Consider the following 23,789-nt stretch of genomic DNA (forward strand, 5'->3'; position numbering starts at 1 on the left):
GGCGACGGCCCGACCCGCGGTCAGGCCGTCACTGCACCATGTTGTTCAGCTCGATGATCGGCAGCATCACGGCCAGCACGATCACGAGCACGATGCCGCCCATCGCCAGGATCAGCAGCGGCTCGAGCAGGCTCGTCAGGAACATCGTGCGACGCTCGAGCTCGCGCGCTTCGCCTTCGGCCGCACGATCCAGCATCGTCGTCACGTCACCCGTCGCTTCACCGGAACGGATCAGGTGCACGAGCACCGGCGGAAACGTCTTCACGTTGTTCAGCGCGCGCGACAGCGCGGAGCCTTCGCGCACGCGCACGATCGCGTCGTCGATGTTCGCGCGCATCGCACGGTTCGACAGCGTCTCGCCGGCCGCCTGCAACGCGCGCAGGATCGGCACGCCCGCCGCGGTGAGGATGCCGAGCGTGCTCGCGAAGCGCACCGTGTTGTAGCCGCGCACGAGCTTGCCCGCGAGCGGTGCGGTGAGCACCCAGCGGTCGAACGCGAGGCGCGGCCCGTCGCGCGACAGCGTCGCCTTCACGAACCACACGACGAGCACGACGGCGATCAGGATCGCCCACCACCAGTGCCGCACGAAATCCGACAGCGCCATCATCACGATCGTCAGCACGGGCAGCTGCTGCTTCGTGCTCGCGAACACGTTGACGACCTGCGGCACGACGTAGCTCAGCAGGAACGTGACGATGCCGAAGGCGATCAGCGTGACGATCCCCGGATACGTGAACGCGAGCAGGATCTTCTGCTTCAGCGCGTTGCTCTGCTCGATGTAGTCGGCCAGGCGCGACAGCACGATGCCGAGCTTGCCGGTGTGCTCGCCCGCGGCGACGAGTGCACGATAGATTTCCGGGAAGTCGCGCGGATGCTGGCCCAGCGCATTCGCGAGCGAATGGCCGCCGAGCACCTCGGCGCGGATCGCGGCCATCAGTTCGCGGATGTAGTCGCGCTCGGCCTGCTCGGTCAGCACGCCGAGCGCCTCGTCGAGCGGCAGCCCGGCGATCAAGAGGCTCGCGAGCTGGCGCGTGAGGATCGCCTGTTCGCGCTGCGACAGCTTGCGGCCGAACGCGAGCCGCTGCGATCGCGCCCCGCGCGTCGCGCTGGCGGCCGGCTCGACGACGAGCGGCGTGAGCCCCTGCGTACGCAGCTGGCCGCGCGCGGCACGTGCGCTGTCGGCATCGATGACGCCTTTCTGCGCGCGTCCCGCCGAATCGATTGCTTCGAAACGGAATGCCGGCATCGCGCTATGCGCCTCCCGTCACGCGCAGCACTTCCTCGAGCGACGTCGCGCCCGACGCGAGCCAGCGCTCGGCGTCGTCGCGCAGCGTGCGCATCCCTTCCGCCCGGCCGGCGGCGAGAATCTCCGCATCGGCCGCGTTGCGGTGGATCAGCGAGCGGATCGACTCGTCGACCAGCAGCAGTTCGTATACGCCGCGCCGGCCCGAATACCCCGAATGCCCGCACTTGTCGCAGCCGACCGGATGCCAGACGGTGCGGCCTTCTTCCTGGCGTTCTTCCTTGCAGACGGGGCAGAGCTGCCGCACCAGCCGCTGCGCGAGCACGCCGAGCAGCGACGACGCGAGCAGATAGGGCTCGACGCCCATGTCGGTCAGGCGCGTGACGGCCGAGGCGGCATCGTTCGTATGCAGCGTCGCGAGCACGAGGTGGCCCGTCAGCGACGCCTGCACCGCGATCTGCGCGGTTTCGAGGTCGCGGATTTCGCCGATCATGATCACGTCCGGATCCTGGCGCAGGATCGAGCGCAGCGCACGGGCAAAGGTCATCCCGATCCGCTCGTTCACCTGCGTCTGGCCGATGCCGCCGAGGTCGTATTCGATCGGGTCCTCGACGGTCATGATGTTCGTCGTCGCGGTTTCGAGCCGCGACATCGACGCATACAGCGTGGTCGTCTTGCCCGAACCCGTCGGGCCCGTGACGAGCACGATGCCGTGCGGGCGCGCGATCAGCTTGTCGAACTGCACGAGCGTGTCGCGGCCCATCCCGAGCGCCTCGAGGTTCAGGCGCTGCGCATCCTTTTCCAGCAGACGCAGCACCGCGCGCTCGCCGTGCCCGGTCGGCAGCGTCGACACCCGCACGTCGACCGGCCGGCCGCCGACGCGCAGCGTGATGCGGCCGTCCTGCGGCAGGCGCTTCTCGGCGATGTCGAGCTGCGCCATGATCTTGATCCGCGAGATCAGCGCGCCGTGCAGGGCCTTCTTCGGCCGCACGACGTCGCGCAGCGTGCCGTCGACGCGAAAGCGCACGACCGACGCATTCTCGAACGGCTCGATGTGGATGTCCGACGCCTGTTCGCGTGCCGCTTGCGTGAGCAGCGCGTTGATCATCCGGATGATCGGCGCGTCGTCTTCCGATTCGAGCAGATCCTCGACTTCGGGGATGTCCTGCATCAGCCGCGACAGGTCGACTTCGCCCTCGACTTCGCCGACCACCTGCGCGGCGCTGCCGTCCTGGCGTGCGTACGCATGGTTGATCGCCTGCGCGAGCTCGTCGGCCGGCACGCGATGCACGGCGATCGAGCCGAAGTTGCGCGCGATTTCCGCGAGCGCGGCGTCGCTCGTGCGTTCGCTGATCCACACCTCGAGCGTGTCGTCGAGCTGATGCGCGATCAGCACCTGGCCGCTCTTCGCGAAGCCGTACGGCAACAGTCGCGCGGCGAGCGGCGACGGCGGCTGCCGTTCGCCCGGCGCGCCGTCGTGGGTGGAAGAGGCGTGCACGTCGCTCACTGCGACGCTCCCGGCGTGGCCGTCAGCGGCTGTTGCGGCACGGCTTGCTGCGGCACGCTCTGCGGCTGCGCGGGCGTCGCTTCCGGCAACGGCTGGGCCGGCACCGGCGCGACCTGGCGCTGCAGCTGCTGGCGACGCATCTTGTCGAGATCGAACAGGTTGCCCGCGGCCGTGCCGCCCTGGCTCGGGCCGATCGGCATCGGCGGGACGACCGGATCGTCCTTGTCGCGGATCACGTTGTTGTCCGACTTGTACGCGCCCGTCACACCCTGGATGTAGTCATAGCGGTTGGACGTGACCTCCTGCGCGGTACTGCGATCGGAGATGATCACCGGGCGCAGGAACACCATCAGGTTGGTTTTCTGGCGCACCTTCGATTCGGAACGGAACAGCTGGCCGATCCACGGGATGTCGCCGAGCAGCGGCACCTTGCTGTTCGACACCTGGTAGTTGTCCTGCATCAAGCCGCCGAGCACGATGATTTCGCCGTTGTCGGCCAGGATCGTCGACTGGATCGAGCGCTTCGTGAAGGTCGGGCCGGTCTGCGCATTCGTCGTGCCGCTGACGACCGCGGAATCTTCCGTGTAGAGCTGCAGCTTGAGGATCCCGCCTTCGGTGATCTGCGGCTTCACGTGCAGCGTCAGGCCGACGTCGCGACGGTCGTAGGTATTGAACGCATTGCTCGTCGTGCCGCTCGTCAGGTTCGAATACGAGCCGGTCGCGATCGGCACGTTCTGGCCGACGACGATCTTCGCTTCCTCGTTGTCGAGCGTGACCAGGTTCGGCGTCGACAGCACGTTCGCGTCGCTCACGCCCGCGAAATACTGCAGCAGCGCACCGAGCCCCTGCACGCCGAACATGTTGTGCAGCCAGCCGATGTTGAGCCCTTGGGACAACTGCCCGAGGTTGGCAGCCAACCCGCCTCCGGTGATGCCGCCGGCGGCGTTGGTCAGGCCGCCTGCCGTCAGGTTGACGATGCTGTTGCCGAGGCCCAGCCCGGGGTTCAGGTTCGTGCCGCCGAGGAACTGGCCGCTCGCCACCTGCCATTGGATGCCGAGGTTGCCCTGCGTCGTCGAGTTCAGCTCGACGATCAGCGCCTCGATATAGACCTGCGCACGCCGCGCGTCGAGCTGGTCGATCACCGAGCGCAGGTTCCGGTAAACCGGATCCGACGCGGTGATGATCAGCGAGTTGGTCGCCGCGTCGGCCTGGATCATCCCGCCGGGCTGGTTGTCGTCGCCCTTGTCCTTGTCGCCGCCGAGCAGGCCGCCGTTGCCGAGCCCGCCGCTGCCGGACGAGCCGCCGTACGACGACGAGGACGACGAGCCGCCGAGGCCGCCCGACGGCAGCGGCGGCGTGCCGGAGGTACCGGTCGAGAAGTTGCCGCTCGACGACGAGCCGCCGTTCTGGTTGAAGCTGTTCGCATCGTTGGACGACGCCGACGAGCCGCTGTCGCTGCCGCTGCCCTTGCCGAGCATCCCGCGCAGCGTCTTCGCGAGCTTCACCGCATCGGCGTTGCGCAGCGGCACGACGTGCATGTTGCCGGGCACCGCGCTCGGCGCGTCGAGCTGCTGCACGAGGCGCTTGGCGGCCGCGAGGCGCGACGCGCTCGACGCGCGCAGCATCAGCGAGTTGGTGCGCGGATCGGCCGTGACCGACACCTTCAGCGTCGCGTCGCTGTTGCCGATCGCACCGGGGTCGAGCATTTTCTGCAACTGCTGGGCGAGGTCGATCGCGTTCGCGTTGCGCAGCGCAACGACCTGCACCTGCGCGCCCGCGGCGCTGTCCACGCCGGCGATGATCTGCGCGATGCGCCGCACGTTGTCCGCGTAGTCGGTCACGACGATCGTGTTGTTCGCCGGGTAGGCGGTGACCGTGTTGTTCGGCGAGATCAGCGGCCGCAGCACGGGCAGCAGGTTGTTCGCCGATTCGTTGTGCAGCTCGAACACCTGCGTGATCACCTGGTCGCCGCGCGCCTGCGGCGCATTGCCGACGTAGGTCGGCACGCCCTGCAGTTTCGCGTCGGCCTCGGGCACGACCTTCAGCACGCCGTGATCCTGCACGAGTGCGAAGCCCTGCATGCGCAGCGCCGACTGCAGCGTCTTCAGCGCCTGGTCTTCCGGCACCGGCCGTTCGGCCACGAGGTTGAGCTGCCCCTTCACACGAGGGTCGACGATGATGGTCTTGCCGGTTGCGGCGCCGATCGCCTTGGCGACCTGGTCGATATCCGCATTCACGAAATTGAGCGTGACCTGAGCGTAGGCGGCCTGGGAGACGATGATGCCGGCGACGAGCAGAGTCGTGGCGACACGCCGCATAACGAAGCGATTTCTTGTCATGGATGAATGGGTCGATGCCGGCTCAGGCCACTTCCGGCGGTAGTGCTGGGATCCAAGTCCGAAAGAGGCGACATTAGCAGTTTTTCATGTCCGAAATATCACATTGATCCGAGGACTGTCTCACATACGACATGTGTCCGGCGAACCGTATGCAATCTGTAAGATTCGGCATTATTTTCGGCGTGCGGCCATCGCCCCCGTTTCAAGATGAACCGACACGGAAGTGCGGTATAACCGGGCGGCCGTATTCCTGACTGTCGCAAGTTGACGGACTGTCGGTATGATACGGGCGGCACGATTCTCGTCGCACGAATAACAGGCACGGGTTTTCCCGACCCTCACGCAATTTCTTGTCGATTTCGCACCATGAACAGACGGTTCGTTTCGATCGTGTTGATCGCCGCCGGCGGGTATTTCGCCAGCGCGAACGCTCGCGCGGACTGTTTCGACGAGGCCGCTAAATATCAGCAGGTCAACCCGCTGATCCTGCGCGCGATCGCGTGGCAGGAATCGCGCAACCGGCCCGGCGCGCTGAACAAGAACACGAACGGCTCGGTCGACTACGGCCTGATGCAGATCAATTCGATCCACCTGCCGACGCTGTCGCGCTATGGAATCGGCCGCGACACGCTGATGGAGCCGTGCAAGAACGTCTATATCGCCGCGTGGCATCTCAAGCAGAAGATGAACCGTTACGGCAACACGTGGCAGGCGGTCGGCGCCTATCATTCGGAAACCCCGTCGCTGCGCGACAAGTATGCACGGCAGATCGCCGGCATCCTGACGCAGTGGAAGCTGCTGCCGCCCGTGCAGTGACGCCGCGGCGCAGCGCGGCCGGATGCCGTACCGGCCGGCCGGCGCGCGTTTGATGCACAATGCGGATCTCACGCCGCAATTTCGCCCGTCCGCGGGACGATCGCGCCCCGGAAGGGCATCGCGGCCGCTTTTTCAATTTTTCCGTTGGTGCATATCGCTATGAATCCGGCAATGAACCAGCCGTTGCCCGTCACCGTGCTGTCCGGCTTCCTCGGCGCCGGCAAGACCACGCTGCTCAATCACATCCTCGCGAACCGCGCGGGGCTGAAAGTCGCCGTGATCGTCAACGATCTCGCGGCGGTCAACATCGATGCGTCGCTCGTGCGCGACGCGCAGGCGCTGTCGCACGTCGAGGAACGCCTCGTCGAGATGTCGAACGGCTGCATCTGCTGCACGCTGCGCGACGACCTGCTCGTCGAGATCCGCACGCTCGCGTCCGAAGGCCGCTTCGACGCGATCATGATCGAATCGACCGGCATCGCCGAGCCGATGCCGATCGCCGAAACCTTCACGTTCGTCGACGATGACGGCACGTCGCTGTCGACCATCGCGCGGCTCGACACGCTCGTCACCGTGGTCGACGCGTACAACTTCCTGCGCGACTACGGCTCGGACGATGCGCTCGCGACGCGCGGCATCGCCGCGTCGGAAGAGGACGACCGCACGCTCGTCGAGCTGCTGATCGAGCAGATCGAATTCTGCGACGTGCTGGTGATCAACAAGGCCGACCTCGTCGCCGCGGACGACCTTGCCCGCCTGCAGCACATCCTCGCGCGACTCAACCCGCGCGCGCACCAGGTCGTGTCGACGTTCGGCAACGTGCCGCTCGACGAAGTGCTGAACACGGGCCGCTTCGATTTCGACGAGGCCGCGAACGCACCGGGCTGGCTCGCGTCGCTCGATCACGATCGCACGCATTGCGACGACCCCGACTGCCATGACGAACATCATGCGCACGTGCACGGCGAAGCCGACGAATTCGGGATCGGCAATTTTGTTTACCGCGCGCGCCGGCCGTTTCATCCGGCGCGACTCTGGGCGCTGCTGCATCAGGAGTGGCCGGGCGTGCTGCGCAGCAAGGGTTTCTTCTGGCTCGCGACGCGCAACGACATCGCGGGTTCGCTGTCGCAGGCGGGCGGCGTATGCCGGCATGGCCCGGCGGGGCTGTGGTGGGCGGCGCAGGATCGTGCCGAATGGCCGGACGACGACGAGCTGCTCGGTGAAATCCGCGCCGAATGGCACGGCGACATCGATGATCGCGCAGTAGGCGACCGCCGGCAGGAACTCGTGCTGATCGGCATCGCGCTCGACGCGGAGGCCTGGCGCGCGAAGCTCGATGCGTGCCTGCTGACCGACGCGGAATTCGCGCTCGGCGCGGCCGGATGGCACGCGTTCGACGATCCGTTCCCGGCATGGGATATCGATTCGCACGACGACGACGATCACGGCGACACGCAGATCGTGCACGCGTAACGCGTTGTAAAAAGAACCGTTAAATCTTGCAAGAGGGGCGCGGACTGTGGCGAAAATGCTGCGCGCGCCCAACAAAAAACCCGCCGAAAGGCGGGTTTTTCTTGGAACAGGCGCTGGTTTAACGCTTGTTGACGGCGTCCTTGAACGCCTTGCCAGCCGTGAACTTGACCGTCTTGGCTGCCGGGATCTTGATAGTTTCGCCGGTCTTCGGGTTGCGGCCCGTACGTGCTGCGCGCTTGCCCGAACCGAAGCTGCCGAAGCCGATCAGCTGAACCGCATCACCCTTCGACACGGCCTTCTTGATGACTTCGAGCAGCGTGTCCAGCGTTTCGCCGGTTTGAGCCTTGCTGGCGCCCGTTTGGGCGGCGACGGCGTCGATCAGTTCCTGTTTGTTCATTAAGGTTCCTTTATCAGGTTAGGTTGACACGAACAGCGCGAACGCGCCGATTATACGTGCGCGAACCGTGCCGTCGAGAGTCAGACTCCGACGACACAGCGCCGAATCCTGGCCCGCGCGACGCGCCCTCCGGTGAGCCGGTGGCCACCCCGCGGTACGGCGTTGCTATGATAGCGCAGCGCAAACCCAATAACGACAAGGGTTTCAAAGATTTTCATCGGTATTTCGCCGAATGAATCATCGACTGCCCGTTTTTTGACCAGCGCCAACCGGACAGGATACGCAGCGCGGTCCGCCCGTGCGCCGCGCCGTTGGCTTTTTCCAACGACCGGTCGGACGGCCCGGCGCAATCCCTTGCCAGGCTTGGCTGCCACGTTTTTTGTTTCGCATGACCGACCGACTTGTTCCCGCCACGCTCGCGCTTCGCGACGACGGCACGCTCGTCTCGCCCGAGTTCGGCGATCTCCATCGCGGCGCATCCGGCGCACTCGCGCATCGCGTGTTCGTCGCGGGCAACGGGCTGCCGGCGCGCTGGCAGGGCCGCCGCACGTTCACGATCGTGGCGACCGGATTCGGCGCGGGCGGCAGCTTTCTCGCGGCCTGGGCCGCCTGGCGCGACGATCCCGCGCGCTGCGAGCGGCTGCATTTCGTCGCAGTCGAACCGCATCCGTTTTCACGCGACGACCTGCGCCGCGCAGCGTCCCACATAGTTGCGGACACAACCATATCGGCGGATGTCGATGCACTAGCAGACGCGTGGCCGATGCGCGTACCGGGCCTTCATCGGCTCGAATTCGATGAAGGGCGCGTGGTGCTCACGCTTGCGTTCGGCGATGCGATCGACATGCTGGGGAAGATCGTCGCGCGCGCCGATGCGTTTTGTCTCGACCGCTTCGCGGCATCGAACGACGCGGATCTCCGATCGGCCGACGTGGTCCGCACGCTCTCGAAAATCGCCGGCGAATACGCCACCTTTGCAGCGCATGCGCGTTCGGACGCGTTGAAACACGCGCTCGACACATCGGGTTTCACGTATCGCGAGGTCGACGATCTGCTCGTCGGCGAATATGCGCCGCGCTGGCGCGCGCGCCGGCACGAGCCGCCGCTCCCACTGCCCGTTACGACGCGCCGTGCGATCGTGATCGGCGCGGGGCTGGCGGGCTGCGCGGTCGTCGAACGTCTGGCCGCGCGCGGCTGGGACGTCACGCTGATCGAGCGGCACGAGCGGATCGCGAGCGACGCGTCGGGCAATCCGGCCGGCGTATTCCATCCGCTGATGACACGCGACGACAACGTCGCGAGCCGGCTCACGCGCGGCGGCTTCCTGCACGCGATCGCACGCTGGCAGGCACTCGAACGCGCAGGCCACGCATTCGCGCGCAGCACGCACGGGATGATCCATCTCGCCGAATCGGCCGGCGACTTCGAGCGGATGCGCGACGCATTCGATGCGTTCGGTGCGCCGTCCGACTACGTCTCGCTGCTCGACGTCGAGGCCGCGCGCGCGCATCTGAAGCTGCCGCTCGCGCAGGGCGGCCTGCTGTTTCCGCACGGCGGCGCCGTCTGGCCGGCCGGGCTGTGCGCGGCCCAATATGCGGCGGCCGGCGAGCGCGTACGCCTGCTCGCGTCCACCCGCGTTGCGAAACTCGAACGGCGGGGCGACGCGTGGCATGCACTCGACGATGCGGGCGGCACGCTGGCCGAAGCGCCCGTCGTGGTGCTCGCGAATGCCGGCGACGCCGCGCGTCTTGCCGGGCTGCAACATGTCGCGCTGCAACCGGTGCGCGGCCAGCTCACGTTGCTGCCGGCCGGCAGCACCGCACCGCTGCCGTGCCCGACGATCGGCGACGGTTACGCGGTGCCGCTCGACGACGGCACGCTGCTGATCGGCGCGACGTTCGAACCCGACGACGGCGATCCCGCGATGCGTGAAGCCGGCCACCTCGAAAACATCGAGCGCGTCCGGCATCTGCTACCGGGCCTGATCGGCGACCTGCCGGACGCCGCCACACTGCGCGGCCGCGTTGCGTTCCGCTGGGTCGTCGGCGACCGCCTGCCGCTGCTCGGCCCGCTCGCGGACGAAGCAGGCGCCGTCGCCCATGCCCGCGCGTTGAGCGGTGCGCAGGCGCGCGACCTGCCGCGCATGCCCGGGCTCTACGGCGCATTCGGCTTCGGCTCGCGCGGCCTCGTATGGGCGGCGCTCGGCGCGGAACTGATCGCGTCGCAACTCGAAGGCGAGCCTTGGCCGCTCGAACGCGAACTTGCCGATGCCGTCGACCCCGCACGCTTCCTGATCCGCGCGTTGCGCGCGCGCCGCGTCGGCCAGGCCGGCTGACCGCTCACCCGAGTCGCTCACAGTTTCCCGACTTTTTCGCGCAAGGTTATCCACTCGACGCTGTGGATAACCGCGCGAAATCCGCACGCACTTCGTGTGCAATCACAGTGGACGTAAACTGGGTAACTCGACACAGCTGTGAGGCGGCCCAAAAGTTGCTCAACTCAAACCTCTGTGCACGAACAGTCTGTGCAACGGGTTATGGGTTCTGCAACGCCTTGATCTGCCGACGTAAACCGAAGTTATCCACAGAACTGTGCGTCCTTTGTTAACTTCTACTATGTATATATACAAGTAAACCTTTGAAACCAAAGACCTGTGGTGCCGCACAGCGCCGCGAGTCGATTCAATGGGTTCCAGACCGAAAAAGCTGTGGCACAATCGGTTTCCTTCGCGTTCATCCGGCCAGGCGCCGGACATGCTTCAATGGAACGGTCGGCACGATTTCGAATCTGAATCTTCGAGACTGCGCAGTCCGTTCACACACCAGGCCGACAATCCAGATCGGCAACCTGAACGACTTTCCGCCCTGTGGTGGAAAAGGCGGATCCCATGTCCCGCCGTCGTCGACACAACAATCACATTCGGGGCGATACCCAGCCGGCGCGCATTCCATTTCTGACGCTTGACCCCGCGTCGCTGGCGGTCGCTTCCAAAGGAGAAGTCACCACGATGAAGTCGGCGTTCTCATTCCTGCCCAACTGGCCGCTCACGCCGGATGCCGTGTTCTGGGCCGGGCTCGCGTTGTTCGCGGCCGGCCTGTGCGGCGAGCTTTGCTATCGCGCATGGCGTCTGCCTCGCATCACCGGCTATGCGGTGATCGGTCTCATCGCCGGGTCGTTCGGCTTCGGCGTGATCGATGCCAGCACCGACGAAACATCCCGGTTACTGATCGACGTCGCACTCGGCCTCTTGCTGTTCGAGCTCGGCAGCCGTCTCGACCTGCGCTGGATCCGGCGCAATCCTTGGCTCATCGCGTCGAGCCTCGCCGAAGCCACGCTGACGTTCGTGCTGGTGCTGTTCGTGATGCTTGCGCTCGGGGTGTCGGGGATGGTCGCGTTGGTGCTGTCGGCGATCGCGATCGCGACGTCGCCATCGATGGTGATCCAGCTGAAGACCGAACTGCGCGCGGAAGGGCAGGTGTCGCAACGCCTCATCACGCTCACCGCGCTCAACAGCGTCTATGCGATCGTGCTGACCAAGCTCGTGACGAGCTGGCTCCACCAGGAAGCGTACGGCAACGTTTTCGCGACGATCCTGCAGCCGCTCTACCTGCTCGCGGGGTCGTTCATCGTCGCGTATGTCGTCGCGCGTTCGTGCAACTACCTGTTCCGCCACATGACCGCGACGATGCGCGACGAGCATTCGTTCGTCGCGTTGTTCGGGCTCGTGATGCTCGCGATCGCCGTCGCCCAGGCGCTGAAGCTGTCGACGCTGCTCACGCTGCTGCTCGCCGGCATCATCGTGAAGAACCTCGAGGCGCGCCCGCAACTGTGGCCCGAGCACTTCGGCACGGCCGGCTGGCTGCTGACGGTGACGCTGTTCGTGCTCACGCTCACGTCGTTCACGTGGGGTGACATCGCGCTCGGCGGGCTGCTCGCGATCGTGCTGATCGTCACGCGGCTCGTCGCGAAGCTGGCCGGCGTCGTCGCGTTCGCGAAGCCGAGCGGCATCGGCATGAAGCAGGGCGTCGCGCTCGGCATCGCGCTCACGCCGATGTCCGCGCTGTCGTACCTGCTCGTCGACGACACGTACCAGCTCTATCCGAATTTCGACCCGCACCTGCGCGCGATCGTGATGTGCACGATCGTGATCCTGCAGCTCGTCAGCCCGTTCATCGTGTACCGCTGCCTGTCGGCGGTCGGTGAACGCAGCGACGGCAACTGATTCCGGAACCTGCCATGGCACTCGAAACCTTCGTCAATTCCGAGCCGTTTACGTTCGGCGTGGAACTGGAGATCCAGGTCGTCAACACGCACAACTACGACCTGACCAAAGCGGCCTCCGACCTGATGCGCCTGATCCAGGGCGAGACCTTCCCGGGCAACATCACGCCGGAAATCACCGAGAGCATGATCGAGCTGTCGACCGGCATCTGTCATTCGCACGAGCAGGCGGTGAGCGAGCTGCATGCGATCCGCGACGTGCTGGTGAAGGCGGCCGACCAGCTCAATGTCGGGCTGGCCGGCGGCGGCACGCATGCGTTCCAGCAATGGAGCGACCGGCAGATCTACGATGCGCCGCGCTTCCAGTACATCTCCGAACTGTACGGCTATCTCGCCAAGCAGTTCACCGTGTTCGGCCAGCACGTGCACATCGGCTGCCCCGATCCCGACAGCGCGCTGTTCTTGCTGCACTCGATGTCGCGCTTCATTCCGCACTTCATCGCGCTGTCCGCGTCGTCGCCGTTCGTGCAGAACGTCGACACCGGCTTCCATTCGGCACGCCTGAATTCGGTGTTCGCGTTCCCGCTGTCGGGCCGCGCGCCGTTCGTGCTGACCTGGGACAGCTTCGAGGAGTACTTCACGAAGATGGTGAACACCGGCGTCGTCAACTCGATGAAGGACTTCTACTGGGACATCCGGCCGAAGCCCGGCTACGGGACGATCGAGGTGCGCGTGATGGACACGCCGCTGTCGGTCGACCGCGCGGCGGCGATCGCCTGCTACATCCAGACGCTCGCGCGCTACCTGCTGACCGACCGGCCGCTGAAGCTGTCCGAGGACGACTACCTCGTGTACACGTTCAACCGTTTCGAGGCGTGCCGCTTCGGGCTCGAGGGGACCTGCGTGAATCCTCAGACAGGTGAGCGCCGCACGATCGCCGAAGACATCCTCGACACGCTCGACCGGATCGCGCCGCATGCGGCCGCCCTCGGTTCGCGCGCGGCGCTCGACGAGATCGGCGCGCTCGCGAAGGCGCGTGTGAACGACGCATCGTGGTTGAGAACCGTTTTCAAACAGGAAAAATCGCTCAATGAGACGGTCCGCCAGCAGTGCTTACGTTGGCGCGAGTGAAAAAATGTTTTGCAGATTACGGGGTCGACCGAGTCGCGATTCACTGAACGGCCGGCGGCCCCGATTGCCGCCGAAATCGTTGCCGGTTGTCCTGAAAATCTGTGGATAACCTGATATTCCGCTGCAAAGTCAACGATCTGTGCACGGGATAACCCGGTGGATCATTGCGGTTGACCCGATGGCCGATCCGAACAGGAAAATGCCCCGGCGCACCGCTTGGCGGTCGTTCGACATTGCTGGCACAACGAAAAATTCTGGTTATCCAGTGATTTTCCACAGAATGAAGGGGATAACTTAGCTGTGCGATTTTCCGCTCTCGCTTAGAATGTCGGCTTTGCGGACACCGGAACGTCGAGTGTCTTACCGGTCGCCGCGAACGCGACCGCCGCGTGTGCCCTCGCGACGGCCGTGCTGACATACTCGCAAGAGCATGTCTGTTTTGAGATAGACATTCGATCTCCACACTACGGCCGCTCGGCAAACCGGGCGGCGGCAAAGCGAAAAGACTATGAGCGAAGGCGTTTACGGGAATCAGGCTTCGGGACGTGTGACCCACAGCCTGCTGCGGTTGAGTACGGCCATGCGGAGCCAGGCATGGGATTGGGCGGAAGGCGCAGGCCTCACGCCGACGCAGGGCGAGATTCTCGTGCTGCTGCTGCAGCGCAAGGGCCCGATGCGGCTCGGCGAGATCGCGCGCGAGACGCAGCTGACCGCGGCGACCACGAGCGATGCGGTGAGCACGCTCGAAACGAAGGGTCTCGTCGAGAAGCGCCGTGCGCTGGACGACGGCCGCGCACTGGCCGTGCGCCTGTCGGCTCGTGGCCGGACGGCCGCGAAGAAGGCGCTGCAATGGCCTGAATTCCTGACGAAAGCGGTCGGCAAGCTCGGCGCGGACGAGCAGGGCGCACTGTATCGCGCGCTGCTGAAGACGCTGCGTGAACTGCAGGTGGCCGGTGCGACGCCGCCGCAGCGCATGTGCCTGACGTGCGCTCACTTCCAGCCGGGCAAGCTGTCGAAGAAGACCGTGCATCACTGCGCGGCGCTCGACATCTCGATGTCCGACAGCGATCTGCGTCTCGACTGCTCGGTGCAGGAAGAGGCCGACGCGGCAACGCAGAAGAAGACCTGGAAGATTTTCGCCGGCTGACGTCCGTCGATCGACCGGGAGGCCGATGATGAACGCTGAAGTCGTGGCGATCCGCCACGTGCATTTCGAGGATCTCGGGAGCTTCGAGCAGGTGCTCGGCGAACGGGGTCGGCGGGTGCGCTACGTCGACGTCGGGTCGTCGCGGGTCGAGGTGCTCGACGTGCTCGAGCCGTCGCTGCTCGTCGTGCTCGGCGGGCCGCTCAGCGTGTACGACGATGCGCAGTATCCGACGATCGCGCCGCTCGCGGCGCTCGTGCGCAAGCGCATCGACGCCGGGTTGCCGATCCTCGGGATCTGTCTCGGTTCGCAGTTCATCGCCCGGGCGCTCGGTGCGCGCGTCTATCCGGCTGCCCAGCACGAACTCGGCTGGACGCCGCTGACGCTCACCGATGCCGGCCGCGCGTCGCCGCTGCGCCATCTCGATGGTGCGGCGACGTCGATGCTGCACTGGCATGGCGACACGTTCGACCTGCCGGGCGGGGCGATTCATCTTGCGTCGACCCCGGCCTGCCGTCATCAGGCATTCGCCTGGGGCCGGCACGTGCTGGCGCTGCAATGCCATCCGGAAATCCGCACCGACCGTTTCGAACCGTGGCTGATCGCGAACGCCGGCGAAATCGCGGCGACGCCCGGCATCGACGCGCGCCAGTTGCGCGCCGATACCGTGCAGCACGGCCCCGCGCTCGAGGCGGCCGCGCGACGCATGTTCGCGGAGTGGCTCGACAGCGTCGGGCTCTGACGCCGTCAGCGGCGCCGCCGCTCGCCGCGAACGGGATGCCCGGCCCGCATTCGTTGCAGGCCGGCGCCTCGCCGTATGCGCTGCCTTTTCTCCATTGCCGGCAACCTGCCGCGCGCCGTACCTGACCATCCGCTTACTGCCGAACGCGCCGTCTGCACGCTTGCCGCCTGCGTGCTACGCTCGTTCGCTCTTTCCCTTCCAGGCGAGCGGCTTCCATGACTGCGCTGTTTTCCCCGTTCACGCTGCGCGGCGTGACCCTTCCGAACCGGATCGTGATCTCCCCGATGTGCCAGTATTCGGCCGAACGCGGTGAAGCGACCGACTGGCACATGATTCACCTCGGCCATCTCGCGCTGTCGGGCGCGGGGCTGCTCTGCATCGAGGCAACCGCGGTGGAACCCGACGGGCGCATCACGCATGGCGACCTCGGCCTCTGGGACGACGCGACCGAAGCCGCGTTGAAGCCCGTGCTGGCCGCGATCCGCAAGCATTCGCCGGTCCGCATCGCGATGCAGTTGTCGCATGCGGGGCGCAAGGCGTCGAGCGACGTGCCGTGGCAGGGCGGCCAGCTCGTGTCCGTCGCCGACGGCGGCTGGTTGCCGCATGCGCCGTCGGCCGTGCCGCACAAGGAGGGCGAAACGCCGCCGCTCGCACTGGATGCCGCGGGCCTGAACCGGATCCGCGAAGCGTTCGCGGCGTCGGCGAAGCGGGCCTCACGGCTCGGCATCGACGCGATCGAGGTGCACGCGGCCCACGGCTACCTGCTGCACCAGTTCCTGTCGCCGCTCGCGAACCAGCGCACCGACGAGTACGGCGGCTCGCTCGAAAACCGCATGCGCTTTCCGCTCGAGATCTTCGAGATCGTGCGCGCGGCGTTTCCGGAAGACCGGCCGGTCGGGGTGCGCGTGTCCGCGACCGACTGGGTCGAAGGCGGCTGGGAGCTCGACGATACGATCGCGTTCGCGCACGAACTGAAGCGTCGCGGCTGCGACTGGATCGACGTGTCGTCCGGCGGCGTGTCGCCGCTGCAGAAGATTCCGCTGTCGCCGGGCTACCAGGTGCCGTTCGCGCAGGCCGTGAAGCGTGCGGTCGGCATGCCGACGATCGCCGTCGGCCTGATCAACGAGCCCGCGCATGCGAACCGGCTCATCGAGGCCGGCGATGCCGATTTCGTCGCGATGGCGCGTGCGATGCTGTACGACCCGCGCTGGCCGTGGCATGCGGCGGCCGAGCTCGGCGCGCAGGTGACGGCGCCGCCGCAATACTGGCGCTCGCAGCCGCGCGAGCACAAGGCGTTGTTCGGCGACATCGCATTCGGCCAGCGTTGAGCACCGCACGCGCAATATTGCGCGTGATGTTGAACGAAGCAATCGTGAACGTGTAGGATGCGGGTGATTCGCCGCATGCCCCGACGCGGCACCCACCGGTGCCGCGTTTTTCGTTTTGCGCGGCGCCGGGCCGTGACCACGGCCGTCTTCCATTCAAGTCGTCTTCACAAGGATTCGTTCGATGAGTTCACGCAGGATCGCGGTGCGCCGCTCGGGAGTACACGGCAAGGGCGTGTTCGCCGTGGCGCCGATCAAGGCCGGTGAGCGCGTAGTGGAATACAAGGGCGAACGAATTTCGTGGAAGGAAGCGCTGCGCCGCCACCCGCACGACCCGAGCGAACCGAACCATACGTTCTACTTCGCACTGGACGAGGGCGGGGTGATCGACGGCAAGATCGACGGCAACAGCGCGCGCTGGATCAACCACTCGTGCGCGCCGAACTGCGAAGCCGAGGAAGTCAAAGGCCGCGTGTACATCCACGCGCTGCGCGACATCGGGCCGGAAGAGGAATTGTTCTACGACTACGGCCTCGTGATCGACGCGAAGCTGACGAAGAAGCTCAAGCGCGAGTACGCGTGCCATTGCGGCGCGGCGTCGTGCCGCGGCACGCTGCTCGCGACGTCCGACGAGGGCGGCAAGAAGAAAAAGAAGAAGGACAAGAAGGACGGCAAGTCCGAGTCCCGGTCGAAGGACAAGAAAAGCAAGAAGTAATGCAGGCGGCAGCGCATCGTGCGCTGCCGTTGTCGTTTCAGCGGATGACTGCACGCGTCGCGCGGCCGTGTTTTCTGCTTCCCTCATCCGGCGCGCGGCCTGCTCAGCGGCCGCCCGCCGCGAGTCCCTCGGTCCCTCAGTGCGTCGACGCCGCGGCCGGTGTTTCGCTGGCCGGCTGCTCGATGTGCGCAACCAGCGGCACCCTCACCACGAAGCGCGAGCCGCCTTCCGATGCATCCTCGTACGAGACGGTGCCGCCGTGCATCGCGATGATGTCGTGCACGATCGCGAGGCCGAGCCCGGCGCCCGTCTCGACGCCGTTGCCGCTTTGCGCGTCGCCGCGGAAGAAGCGCTTGAACAGGTCGGCCTGCTGGTTGGCGGGCACGCCGGGGCCGTTGTCCTCGACGACGATCTCGGCGGCCGGCTGGCCGTCCTCGAGTGCGCCGCGCGCAACGTTCACCGTGATCCGTGCACCGTCCGGCCGCGCGAGCGGCACGTACTTCAGCGCATTGTCGAGCAGGTTCGCGATCACCTCGCGCAACAGCACCGGGTTGCCGCGCACGATCAGCTTCTCGTCGTCACCCGGATCGTCGGTGCGCTGGAAGCCGAGGTCGACGTGCGTCGCAAGCGCGCGCGGCACCCACTCGGCACCCGTTTCGAACGCCATCGCCGCGAGGTCGACGTCGACGAATCGCGCGGCCTGCTCGCCGGGCTCCGCACGGGCCAGCGACAGCAACTGGTTGGACAGCCGCACCGCACGGTCGGCGGCCGCGCGCAGCTCGCGCACCGCGGCGAAGGTCTGGTGCGGGTCGCGCGCGACGGCTGCCTGCTCCGCGTGCAGCTTCACGGCCGTGAGCGGCGTGCGCAACTGGTGCGCGGCATCGGCGATGAACTTGCGTTGCGCGTCGAGCGCGGTCTTCAGGCGGCCGAGCAGCGCGTTCATCGCGCTCGTCAGCGGCCGGATTTCCAGCGGCACCTCGGTTTCGTCGACCGGTTCCAGCGACGTGTGGGTCTGCCGGTTCAGCGAATCGGCCAGGTGCGTGAGCGGGCCGAGCTGCTGGTTCACGACGCGCCATACGATGCCCCAGCCCGCGAGCAGCAGCAGCAGCAGCGGCATCATGATGGCGACGAGGAATTCAGCCGCGATCCGGTAGCGGTGCCGCACCGGCTGCGCGACCTCGACGACCATCGGCTTGCCGCCTTCGACGTCGTCGACGCGCACCTGCGCCACCCGCACCGCGCGGTTGTCGTATTCGGCCTCGAACACGTACGCGTGATGCATGCGGCGCACGTTGATGCCCTGCAGCGGCAGCTTCGGATCGCCGGCGAGTTCCTGTTCGCCGTCGCTGATCCGGTAGATCAGCGCTTCGGCGGGATCGGAGAACATCGCCTGCGCGAGCGGCGGCACCGTAAACGGTGCGTCGGGGCCGGCGATCTGGATCTGTTTGGAGATGGCGGTCGCGAGATCGGCGAGCGAGCGGTCGATCACGTGCTGCGTGTATTGCCACGCGAGCCAGTAGGCGATCAGGCCGCTCATCAGCGCGAGCATCGACAGCGGGGCGGCGAGGCGCCGTAGCAGCGAGCGGCGCAGGCTGGTGGTCACAGCCGGATCAGGAGACATTTCGACGGGCAAATGGATAAGCGCCGCTCACGGGGAGCGGCGCGGTCGTGCGCCGGGCGGCGACGCGGGCAGGGCGGCACGCCGGCGCACGAGGCCGGCCGGCGCGCGGGCACTGCCGCTCAGACGCTCGCCGTCTGGCGGATTTCCTGCAGCAGGTAGCCGAAGCCGCGCACCGTGACGATTTCGACACGGCACTGCTCGAGTTTCTTGCGCACGCGGTGGACGTAGACTTCGATCGCGGTGTCGCCGAGATCGCCGCCGAAGTGCGTGAGGTGATCCTGCAGCTGGGCCTTGCTGACCACGCGGCCGTGACGCAGCAGCAGCATCTCGAGCACCGCGAATTCACGCGGCGACAGTTCGAGCGGCTTGTCGTCGTTGAAGATGCGGCGGTCGACGCCCGACAGGCGGACGCCACCGAGCGACACTTCCGGACGCGGCATGTCGCTGTGCGGACCGCTGCGGCGCATCACCGCGCGGATGCGCGCTTCGAGCTCGGCCGGCTCGAACGGCTTGAGCATGTAGTCGTCGGCGCCGGAGTTCAGGCCCTGGATCCGGTCGTTCAGCTCGTCGCGTGCGGTCAGCACGATGACGGGCGTGTGGCGGTTGGTCTGGCGGAAGCGCGTGAGCAGCGTCATCCCGTCGATGCCCGGCAGGCCGAGGTCGAGGATCACGAGTTCGTGGCGGTTCTGTGCCAGCGCCTGTTCGGCAAAGATGCCGTCATGCACCATGTCGACGGTGAAGCCAGCCTGCTCGAGGCTGCTCTGGATACCGCGTGCGATGGGGCGGTCGTCTTCGATCAGAAGGAGTCGCATGAAGTTCGCTCAAGTACAATGGGTTGGCGGTTCAGGCACGCGGACAGCACGACGCCGTTTCCACAGGGGCGCCGCAACACCTGACATCAAGCATGGCGGCCAGCGAACGTTTAAATCCAAACATGTCCGATATTTCGATCAACGACCTAGAAGCCGCGATCAATTTCTGGCGCGCCCGCTCGCCGTCGAGCGGCGACGAACTCAAACTCTGCGAAGAGGCCAGCGCGCTTTCCAAGCCGTATGCGCTGCTGATTGTACAGCGCCAAAGCGCGCTACAACTGGAAGGATTGGACCCCAAGGCACGGAATGCGTACGAGACTTACGTGCGCCTTAAGGATGGCTTGGAAAGCTGAAGGCTTTCGCTCACTACATCCTAGAAAACGTTCATCGAAATGAAAAGTTGACGCGCCGCGCATCGAAAGACGCGCGGCGGTAGAGGAAGGCCTCAGGCGGCCGGTTGCGCGTGCGCGCCGGCACGGTCGATGAACAGCGCCAGTTCGATGTCGCGTTCGGTCAGGCCGTCGGCATCGTGGGTCGACAGCGTGATGTCGACGCGGTTGTACACGTTGAACCATTCCGGATGGTGGTTCATTTCCTGCGCCTTGATCGCGACGCGCGTCATGAAGCCGAACGCTTCGTTGAAATCGGCGAAGCGCAGGCTGCGCTGGATCGCATCGCGGCCCGGGACGGCCGTCCAGAGCGGCAGGCCTTCGAGCCGGGTCTTGCGTTCTTCTGATGTGAGCTTGTGGATCATCTTGCACCTCTCGGTCGGTAACGGCGCCCGCGCGCGGCTGCGCCGCGCGGCGAAGCCGGCATCGGTCATTGTTTCATAGTTGTGGGACGGCCATCCGGCGACGGGCATCCGGGGACGGCCGTCGGGAGACCGCCGGCGGCGCGTCCCGGCGCCCTCGAGCGTCACGCGTCCGCGTCGTCGGGCCAGCCGTCGCCCGTGCCGCGATGCAGCACGCGATCGGTATCGAGCACCGCGCCGGCCGCGAACTCCGGCAACGCCGCCAGCCGGTCGGCCAGCGCACGGCCGTCGACGTCGGCGAGCGCGAACAGCTGCGCGAAATCGTCGATCACGAAGTAGGTCTTCTGGAACGTGTCGATCCGGTACTTCGTGCGCATCACGCGCTCGAGGTCGAAGCCGAGCCGGTTCGGCGCCGCGCTTTCGAGGCTGTACAGGCTTTCGCCCTTGCTCGACACGATCCCGGCGCCATAGATCGACAGCCCGTTCGTGCCGCGCGCATCGCGAATCAGCCCGAATTCCACCGTATACCAGTAGAGCCGCGCGAGGCGCGCCAGCGCCGCTTCATCGTCGGCGACCGCGAGCGCGGTGCGGCCGTATGCCTGCATGTAGTCGGCGAACACCGGGTCGATCAGCAGCGGCACGTGGCCGAACAGGTCATGGAAGCAGTCGGGTTCCTGCAGGTAGTCGAGCTGGTCGGGGCGGCGCATCCACCAGGTGACGGGGAAGCGCCGGTTCGCGAGATGCTCGAAGAACACACGATCGGGCACGAGGCCCGGCACCGCGACGATCTCCCAGGCCGTCGCCGGTTTCAACTGACGGTTCACGTCGGCGAACGACGGCACGCGATCGGCCGGCAGGTCGATCTTCCCGAGCCCCGTGACGAACGCGTCGCAGGCGCGACCGCGCAGCAGCGCCGACTGGCGTGCATAGAGCTGCTTCCACACCGCGTGGTCGACCTGGCCGTAACGCGCGAGCGGCTGGTCGATGGTGAAATCGGCGCGGGTTTCGAGGCCCGCATCGAACTGCTCCTGCAGTTTCGCGGTGACGACGGTGGACATGATCTGGCTCTGCACGTGGCGGTTGGGAACCATGCAAGTGTAGAGCGGGCGGCGCGCGGAATGGGCGCATAGTTGGCGTTGATTCGCTCGATGATGCGATAATCTCGCATCAAATCACGAATCAATGCGGAGAATGCTCATGCTGGAACTCGATCACTTCGATCTCGCGCTGCTGGACGTGTTGCAGCGCTTCGGCCGCGCGACGCATCAGCAGCTCGGCGAGGAGGTGCCGCTGTCGCCGTCGCAGATCGGCCGGCGGCTGCAGCGGCTCGAGGCGGCCGGCGTGATCGAAGGCTACCGCGTGATGTTGCGCCCCGAAAAGCTCGGGCTCGGCGTCACCGCGTTCACGAGCCTCAAGCTCAAGCACCACGGCGACTCGATCATCGAGCAGTTCCAGCAGCAGATCGACGTGCTGCCCGAGGTGCTCGAATGCCATGCGGTGGTGGGCGATGCCGACTACCTGCTGCGGATCGTCGCGCCCGACCTGAACGCGTTGTCGCAGTTCGTGATGAAGAAGCTGATGCGCGTGCCGGGTGTCGACAGCGTGCGCTCGAACATCGTGCTGACGACCTTCAAGCGCAACGGCGCGCTGCCGCTCGCGCACCTGGCGCCCGGCGCCGCCTGACGCGGCCACCGCGCGGCGGCAGGGGGAAGGCGGCGCGGGGTGCGCCGCCTCGGGGCAGGGCCGGATCAGGCCGCTTCGTGCGGCGTGTCGGCGTTCAGCAGGTCGACGTACGCGACGGCGACGAGGTCGTCCTGCGCCACGCCGAGCTTCGCGAACACGTCGTGCGCTTCGGCTTCGCCACCGGCTTCGTCGTCATCGGGGCCGAGCACGACTTCCAGTTCGATGAAATCGCCGAGGCCGTCGACGCGGTCGAGGTGGATGCGCGTGCGGCCCGCGAGGTACACGTGCCGTTCCTTCGTCACGATGCCGCGCGTGGTCAGCGCGGTGGCGAGCAGCGCGTGCATCGCGTCGGGGTTCGTCACCGGGCTGCGCGTGTAGTACGACGCCTTCGGGCCGTCGCGGTCGTCGCGCTGGTAGAAGATCAGTTCGGCCGGCGTGCCATCCTCGAAGCGGCGCAGCTTCAGCCGGCCGCGCGGCACGTCATAGAAGAAATCCTGCTGGCGATAGAACAGCGGCGCTTCGGTCGCGAGCCTGGCCGCCTGTTCGCGCAGCTGGTCGAATTCGCGGGCGCGGGCTTTGATCTCGATGTTGCGGGCCATGCGGGTCTCCTTCAATCGGGGTCTCGCGGTGTGCGAACGCACAATCTAGCAAAAAGCCCGCGAAGGTGGCGTGACGACCGGCGCGACGCGGCGACACGCCGCGGCCGGGAGGTTCGGCTTCCGTGATTTCCCCATTCCCGCACGCGTGAGGGCCCGCACGGTCGCCGGCTGCCGACCGGCGACGTGTCGGGCGTTGGCGCCCGGTGCGCGGCCGGCCCCCCGCGCTATCAGCAGCCCTCATATCGCCCACTGCGCTTCGATCAGCCGCAGCGCCGCAGCGATCGCCGGTTCGTCGCGCCGCTCGGCGAGCGTCACGAACGTCAGCTCGGTGGGCACCGTCACCGGCTCGACGATCGTCAGCGCATGCGCATGCGCTTCGGCCAGCGCGGTCGAGTCGCGCGCGAGCGTCAACCCGATCCCCGATTTGACGAGGTCGAGCATCGACTGCTCCTGGTCGACCTCGGCCACCTTGAGCGGCTGCGCGCCGGCCTCCGTGAAGCGTCGCGACAGCAACCGGTGGTGGGCGGACGCCGGCGGCGTCCAGATCCACGGTAGCGCGGCAAGCGCGCGCCAGTCGTGGGCGCGCTGCACGCGCTCCTTCCAGCCGGCCGGCGCGAGCACGCGGTACTGGAAATGCGTGAGCGTGACGGTGTGGAACAGCGCGCCGTCGAGCGGATCGTCTTCGCCCGGCCGGCCGATGTAGTAGCCGACGTCGAGCGCCCGCGTGCGCACCTGTTCGATCACCCAGCCCGACATCCCGTGCCGCAGCGCCGTCTCGATCTGCGGATGGGTTTCGACGAGCGCGCGCAGGAAGCCGCCGAGCCGCAGGAAGCCCGGGTCGAGGATCGTGCCGATCCGCAGCCGGCCGCGTACCTCGTGCCGCAGCGCAGCAGCCGCGCGCTGCACGTCGGCGGCCGCGGCGAGCGCACGTTCCGCATGCGGCAGCAGCGTCTGACCGTCGCGCGTGAGCGCGAGGCCGCGCGACGTGCGCGTGAACAACGTGACGCCGAACGTTTCCTGCAGATGCTTGATCTGCAGGCTGACCGCCGGCTGCGTCAGGTGCAGCTGCACGGCGGCGCGCGTGAGGTTGCCTTCGCGCGCGACCGTCGCGAACGCGCGGAGCAGGGTGAGATCCATCGTCGTGATATGAGCGCAGCTTATAACGCAGTTCAGCATAACTCATTGGATCGGCGGCCGGCGGCCGGAGTACGCTTCATCGGTCGTGGCGCGGGGCCGCAAGCGCGGCTCGCGACGCACTATGCTGAAAATG

Annotated in this window: 21 protein-coding genes; 11 read left to right on the forward strand and 10 right to left on the reverse strand. The window is 66.7% G+C overall.

Annotation, left to right across the window (positions count from 1 at the left end; all coding sequences use genetic code 11):
- Positions 1–28: 28 nt before the first annotated feature.
- The 3 genes from gspF to gspD are packed head-to-tail and all read right to left on the reverse strand — an operon-like array spanning position 29 to position 5,089.
- Positions 29–1,246 (reverse strand): type II secretion system inner membrane protein GspF, encoded by a 1,218-nt coding sequence (gspF, locus tag CFB47_RS00350; RefSeq protein WP_069246748.1) that lies wholly within the window; start codon positions 1,244–1,246, stop codon positions 29–31.
- A 4-nt stretch (positions 1,247–1,250) separates the two neighbouring features.
- Positions 1,251–2,750, reverse strand: coding sequence for a type II secretion system ATPase GspE (gene gspE / locus CFB47_RS00355; RefSeq protein ID WP_089438895.1), 1,500 nt, complete (start codon positions 2,748–2,750; stop codon positions 1,251–1,253).
- Positions 2,747–5,089 (reverse strand): type II secretion system secretin GspD, encoded by a 2,343-nt coding sequence (gene gspD / locus CFB47_RS00360; protein ID WP_089460233.1) that lies wholly within the window; start codon positions 5,087–5,089, stop codon positions 2,747–2,749. The genes gspE and gspD overlap by 4 nt, the downstream gene beginning before the upstream one ends.
- Positions 5,090–5,455: 366 nt before the next feature.
- Between gspD and CFB47_RS00365 the strand changes: the two genes are divergently transcribed.
- Positions 5,456–5,905 carry a lytic transglycosylase domain-containing protein gene (locus CFB47_RS00365; protein WP_069246751.1) on the forward strand — a complete coding sequence of 150 codons (450 nt, stop codon included), beginning with the start codon at positions 5,456–5,458 and terminating at the stop codon, positions 5,903–5,905.
- Positions 5,906–6,064: 159 nt separating this feature from the next.
- Positions 6,065–7,378 (forward strand): GTP-binding protein, encoded by a 1,314-nt coding sequence (locus tag CFB47_RS00370; RefSeq protein WP_089455324.1) that lies wholly within the window; start codon positions 6,065–6,067, stop codon positions 7,376–7,378.
- Positions 7,379–7,496: 118 nt separating this feature from the next.
- On the opposite strand, the gene CFB47_RS00375 is transcribed toward CFB47_RS00370, so the two are convergent.
- Positions 7,497–7,775, reverse strand: coding sequence for an HU family DNA-binding protein (locus CFB47_RS00375; protein ID WP_006401505.1), 279 nt, complete (start codon positions 7,773–7,775; stop codon positions 7,497–7,499).
- Positions 7,776–8,163: 388 nt separating this feature from the next.
- On the opposite strand from CFB47_RS00375, the gene mnmC reads away from it, so the two are divergent.
- From mnmC to CFB47_RS00420, 7 genes are all read left to right on the forward strand, one after another.
- The gene (gene mnmC, locus CFB47_RS00380) at positions 8,164–10,110 is read left to right on the forward strand and encodes a bifunctional tRNA (5-methylaminomethyl-2-thiouridine)(34)-methyltransferase MnmD/FAD-dependent 5-carboxymethylaminomethyl-2-thiouridine(34) oxidoreductase MnmC (RefSeq protein ID WP_089460234.1); all 1,947 of its coding nucleotides are present in this window, start codon (positions 8,164–8,166) and stop codon (positions 10,108–10,110) included.
- Positions 10,111–10,782: 672 nt separating this feature from the next.
- Positions 10,783–11,997 (forward strand): cation:proton antiporter, encoded by a 1,215-nt coding sequence (locus tag CFB47_RS00395; protein ID WP_089438900.1) that lies wholly within the window; start codon positions 10,783–10,785, stop codon positions 11,995–11,997.
- 14 nt (positions 11,998–12,011) lie between these two features.
- Positions 12,012–13,127 (forward strand): YbdK family carboxylate-amine ligase, encoded by a 1,116-nt coding sequence (locus CFB47_RS00400; RefSeq protein ID WP_006490006.1) that lies wholly within the window; start codon positions 12,012–12,014, stop codon positions 13,125–13,127.
- 508 nt (positions 13,128–13,635) lie between these two features.
- Entirely contained in the window at positions 13,636–14,274 is a 639-nt protein-coding gene (locus CFB47_RS00405) for a MarR family winged helix-turn-helix transcriptional regulator (RefSeq protein WP_027788730.1), read from the forward strand.
- 28 nt (positions 14,275–14,302) lie between these two features.
- Positions 14,303–15,013, forward strand: a complete 711-nt coding sequence (locus CFB47_RS00410) for a glutamine amidotransferase (protein ID WP_089455439.1) — start codon at positions 14,303–14,305, stop codon at positions 15,011–15,013.
- 215 nt (positions 15,014–15,228) lie between these two features.
- A complete protein-coding gene (locus CFB47_RS00415) occupies positions 15,229–16,341 on the forward strand; it encodes an NADH:flavin oxidoreductase/NADH oxidase (RefSeq protein WP_089460236.1) in 1,113 nt (370 codons plus the stop codon).
- Positions 16,342–16,522: 181 nt separating this feature from the next.
- Positions 16,523–17,053 carry an SET domain-containing protein gene (locus CFB47_RS00420; RefSeq protein WP_089438902.1) on the forward strand — a complete coding sequence of 177 codons (531 nt, stop codon included), beginning with the start codon at positions 16,523–16,525 and terminating at the stop codon, positions 17,051–17,053.
- 136 nt (positions 17,054–17,189) lie between these two features.
- Here the strand turns inward: CFB47_RS00420 and CFB47_RS00425 are convergent, their stop codons facing one another.
- Together CFB47_RS00425 and CFB47_RS00430 are read right to left on the reverse strand one after the other, a co-directional pair.
- Entirely contained in the window at positions 17,190–18,674 is a 1,485-nt protein-coding gene (locus tag CFB47_RS00425; RefSeq protein ID WP_089460237.1) for a sensor histidine kinase, read from the reverse strand.
- Between the two features lie 119 nt (positions 18,675–18,793).
- Entirely contained in the window at positions 18,794–19,486 is a 693-nt protein-coding gene (locus CFB47_RS00430) for a response regulator transcription factor (RefSeq protein WP_006401494.1), read from the reverse strand.
- 122 nt (positions 19,487–19,608) lie between these two features.
- Between CFB47_RS00430 and CFB47_RS00435 the strand changes: the two genes are divergently transcribed.
- Positions 19,609–19,839, forward strand: coding sequence for a DUF3717 domain-containing protein (locus CFB47_RS00435; RefSeq protein WP_089438903.1), 231 nt, complete (start codon positions 19,609–19,611; stop codon positions 19,837–19,839).
- Between the two features lie 92 nt (positions 19,840–19,931).
- Here CFB47_RS00435 and CFB47_RS00440 read toward each other — a convergent pair whose 3' ends face one another.
- A complete protein-coding gene (locus tag CFB47_RS00440) occupies positions 19,932–20,240 on the reverse strand; it encodes a 4a-hydroxytetrahydrobiopterin dehydratase (RefSeq protein ID WP_011350499.1) in 309 nt (102 codons plus the stop codon).
- A 161-nt stretch (positions 20,241–20,401) separates the two neighbouring features.
- Entirely contained in the window at positions 20,402–21,295 is an 894-nt protein-coding gene (gene phhA / locus CFB47_RS00445; RefSeq protein WP_089461324.1) for a phenylalanine 4-monooxygenase, read from the reverse strand.
- A gap of 139 nt (positions 21,296–21,434) precedes the next feature.
- On the opposite strand from phhA, the gene CFB47_RS00450 reads away from it, so the two are divergent.
- On the forward strand, positions 21,435–21,920 hold the full coding sequence (locus CFB47_RS00450) for an Lrp/AsnC family transcriptional regulator (RefSeq protein ID WP_006408082.1): 486 nt from the start codon (positions 21,435–21,437) through the stop codon (positions 21,918–21,920).
- A 65-nt stretch (positions 21,921–21,985) separates the two neighbouring features.
- On the opposite strand, the gene CFB47_RS00455 is transcribed toward CFB47_RS00450, so the two are convergent.
- Positions 21,986–22,519, reverse strand: coding sequence for a class IV adenylate cyclase (locus CFB47_RS00455; protein WP_089460238.1), 534 nt, complete (start codon positions 22,517–22,519; stop codon positions 21,986–21,988).
- Positions 22,520–22,756: 237 nt separating this feature from the next.
- Positions 22,757–23,656 carry a LysR family transcriptional regulator gene (locus tag CFB47_RS00460; RefSeq protein ID WP_089460239.1) on the reverse strand — a complete coding sequence of 300 codons (900 nt, stop codon included), beginning with the start codon at positions 23,654–23,656 and terminating at the stop codon, positions 22,757–22,759.
- Positions 23,657–23,789 lie beyond the last annotated feature (133 nt).

Source organism: Burkholderia sp. AU27893 (genome assembly GCF_002223205.1).
In the GTDB taxonomy this organism is placed as follows: domain Bacteria; phylum Pseudomonadota; class Gammaproteobacteria; order Burkholderiales; family Burkholderiaceae; genus Burkholderia.

Bases quoted from the DNA above. Each gene is read 5' to 3' on its own strand.
- gspF (WP_069246748.1), bottom strand. From the start codon at position 1,246: ATGCCGGCATTCCGTTTCGAAGCAATCGATTCGGCGGGACGCGCGCAG.
- gspD (WP_089460233.1), bottom strand. From the start codon at position 5,089: ATGACAAGAAATCGCTTCGTTATGCGGCGTGTCGCCACGACTCTGCTC.
- CFB47_RS00365 (WP_069246751.1), top strand. From the start codon at position 5,456: ATGAACAGACGGTTCGTTTCGATCGTGTTGATCGCCGCCGGCGGGTAT.
- CFB47_RS00370 (WP_089455324.1), top strand. From the start codon at position 6,065: ATGAATCCGGCAATGAACCAGCCGTTGCCCGTCACCGTGCTGTCCGGC.
- CFB47_RS00375 (WP_006401505.1), bottom strand. From the start codon at position 7,775: ATGAACAAACAGGAACTGATCGACGCCGTCGCCGCCCAAACGGGCGCC.
- mnmC (WP_089460234.1), top strand. From the start codon at position 8,164: ATGACCGACCGACTTGTTCCCGCCACGCTCGCGCTTCGCGACGACGGC.
- CFB47_RS00395 (WP_089438900.1), top strand. From the start codon at position 10,783: ATGAAGTCGGCGTTCTCATTCCTGCCCAACTGGCCGCTCACGCCGGAT.
- CFB47_RS00400 (WP_006490006.1), top strand. From the start codon at position 12,012: ATGGCACTCGAAACCTTCGTCAATTCCGAGCCGTTTACGTTCGGCGTG.
- CFB47_RS00405 (WP_027788730.1), top strand. From the start codon at position 13,636: ATGAGCGAAGGCGTTTACGGGAATCAGGCTTCGGGACGTGTGACCCAC.
- CFB47_RS00410 (WP_089455439.1), top strand. From the start codon at position 14,303: ATGAACGCTGAAGTCGTGGCGATCCGCCACGTGCATTTCGAGGATCTC.
- CFB47_RS00415 (WP_089460236.1), top strand. From the start codon at position 15,229: ATGACTGCGCTGTTTTCCCCGTTCACGCTGCGCGGCGTGACCCTTCCG.
- CFB47_RS00420 (WP_089438902.1), top strand. From the start codon at position 16,523: ATGAGTTCACGCAGGATCGCGGTGCGCCGCTCGGGAGTACACGGCAAG.
- CFB47_RS00425 (WP_089460237.1), bottom strand. From the start codon at position 18,674: ATGTCTCCTGATCCGGCTGTGACCACCAGCCTGCGCCGCTCGCTGCTA.
- CFB47_RS00430 (WP_006401494.1), bottom strand. From the start codon at position 19,486: ATGCGACTCCTTCTGATCGAAGACGACCGCCCCATCGCACGCGGTATC.
- CFB47_RS00435 (WP_089438903.1), top strand. From the start codon at position 19,609: ATGTCCGATATTTCGATCAACGACCTAGAAGCCGCGATCAATTTCTGG.
- CFB47_RS00440 (WP_011350499.1), bottom strand. From the start codon at position 20,240: ATGATCCACAAGCTCACATCAGAAGAACGCAAGACCCGGCTCGAAGGC.
- phhA (WP_089461324.1), bottom strand. From the start codon at position 21,295: ATGTCCACCGTCGTCACCGCGAAACTGCAGGAGCAGTTCGATGCGGGC.
- CFB47_RS00450 (WP_006408082.1), top strand. From the start codon at position 21,435: ATGCTGGAACTCGATCACTTCGATCTCGCGCTGCTGGACGTGTTGCAG.
- CFB47_RS00455 (WP_089460238.1), bottom strand. From the start codon at position 22,519: ATGGCCCGCAACATCGAGATCAAAGCCCGCGCCCGCGAATTCGACCAG.
- CFB47_RS00460 (WP_089460239.1), bottom strand. From the start codon at position 23,656: ATGGATCTCACCCTGCTCCGCGCGTTCGCGACGGTCGCGCGCGAAGGC.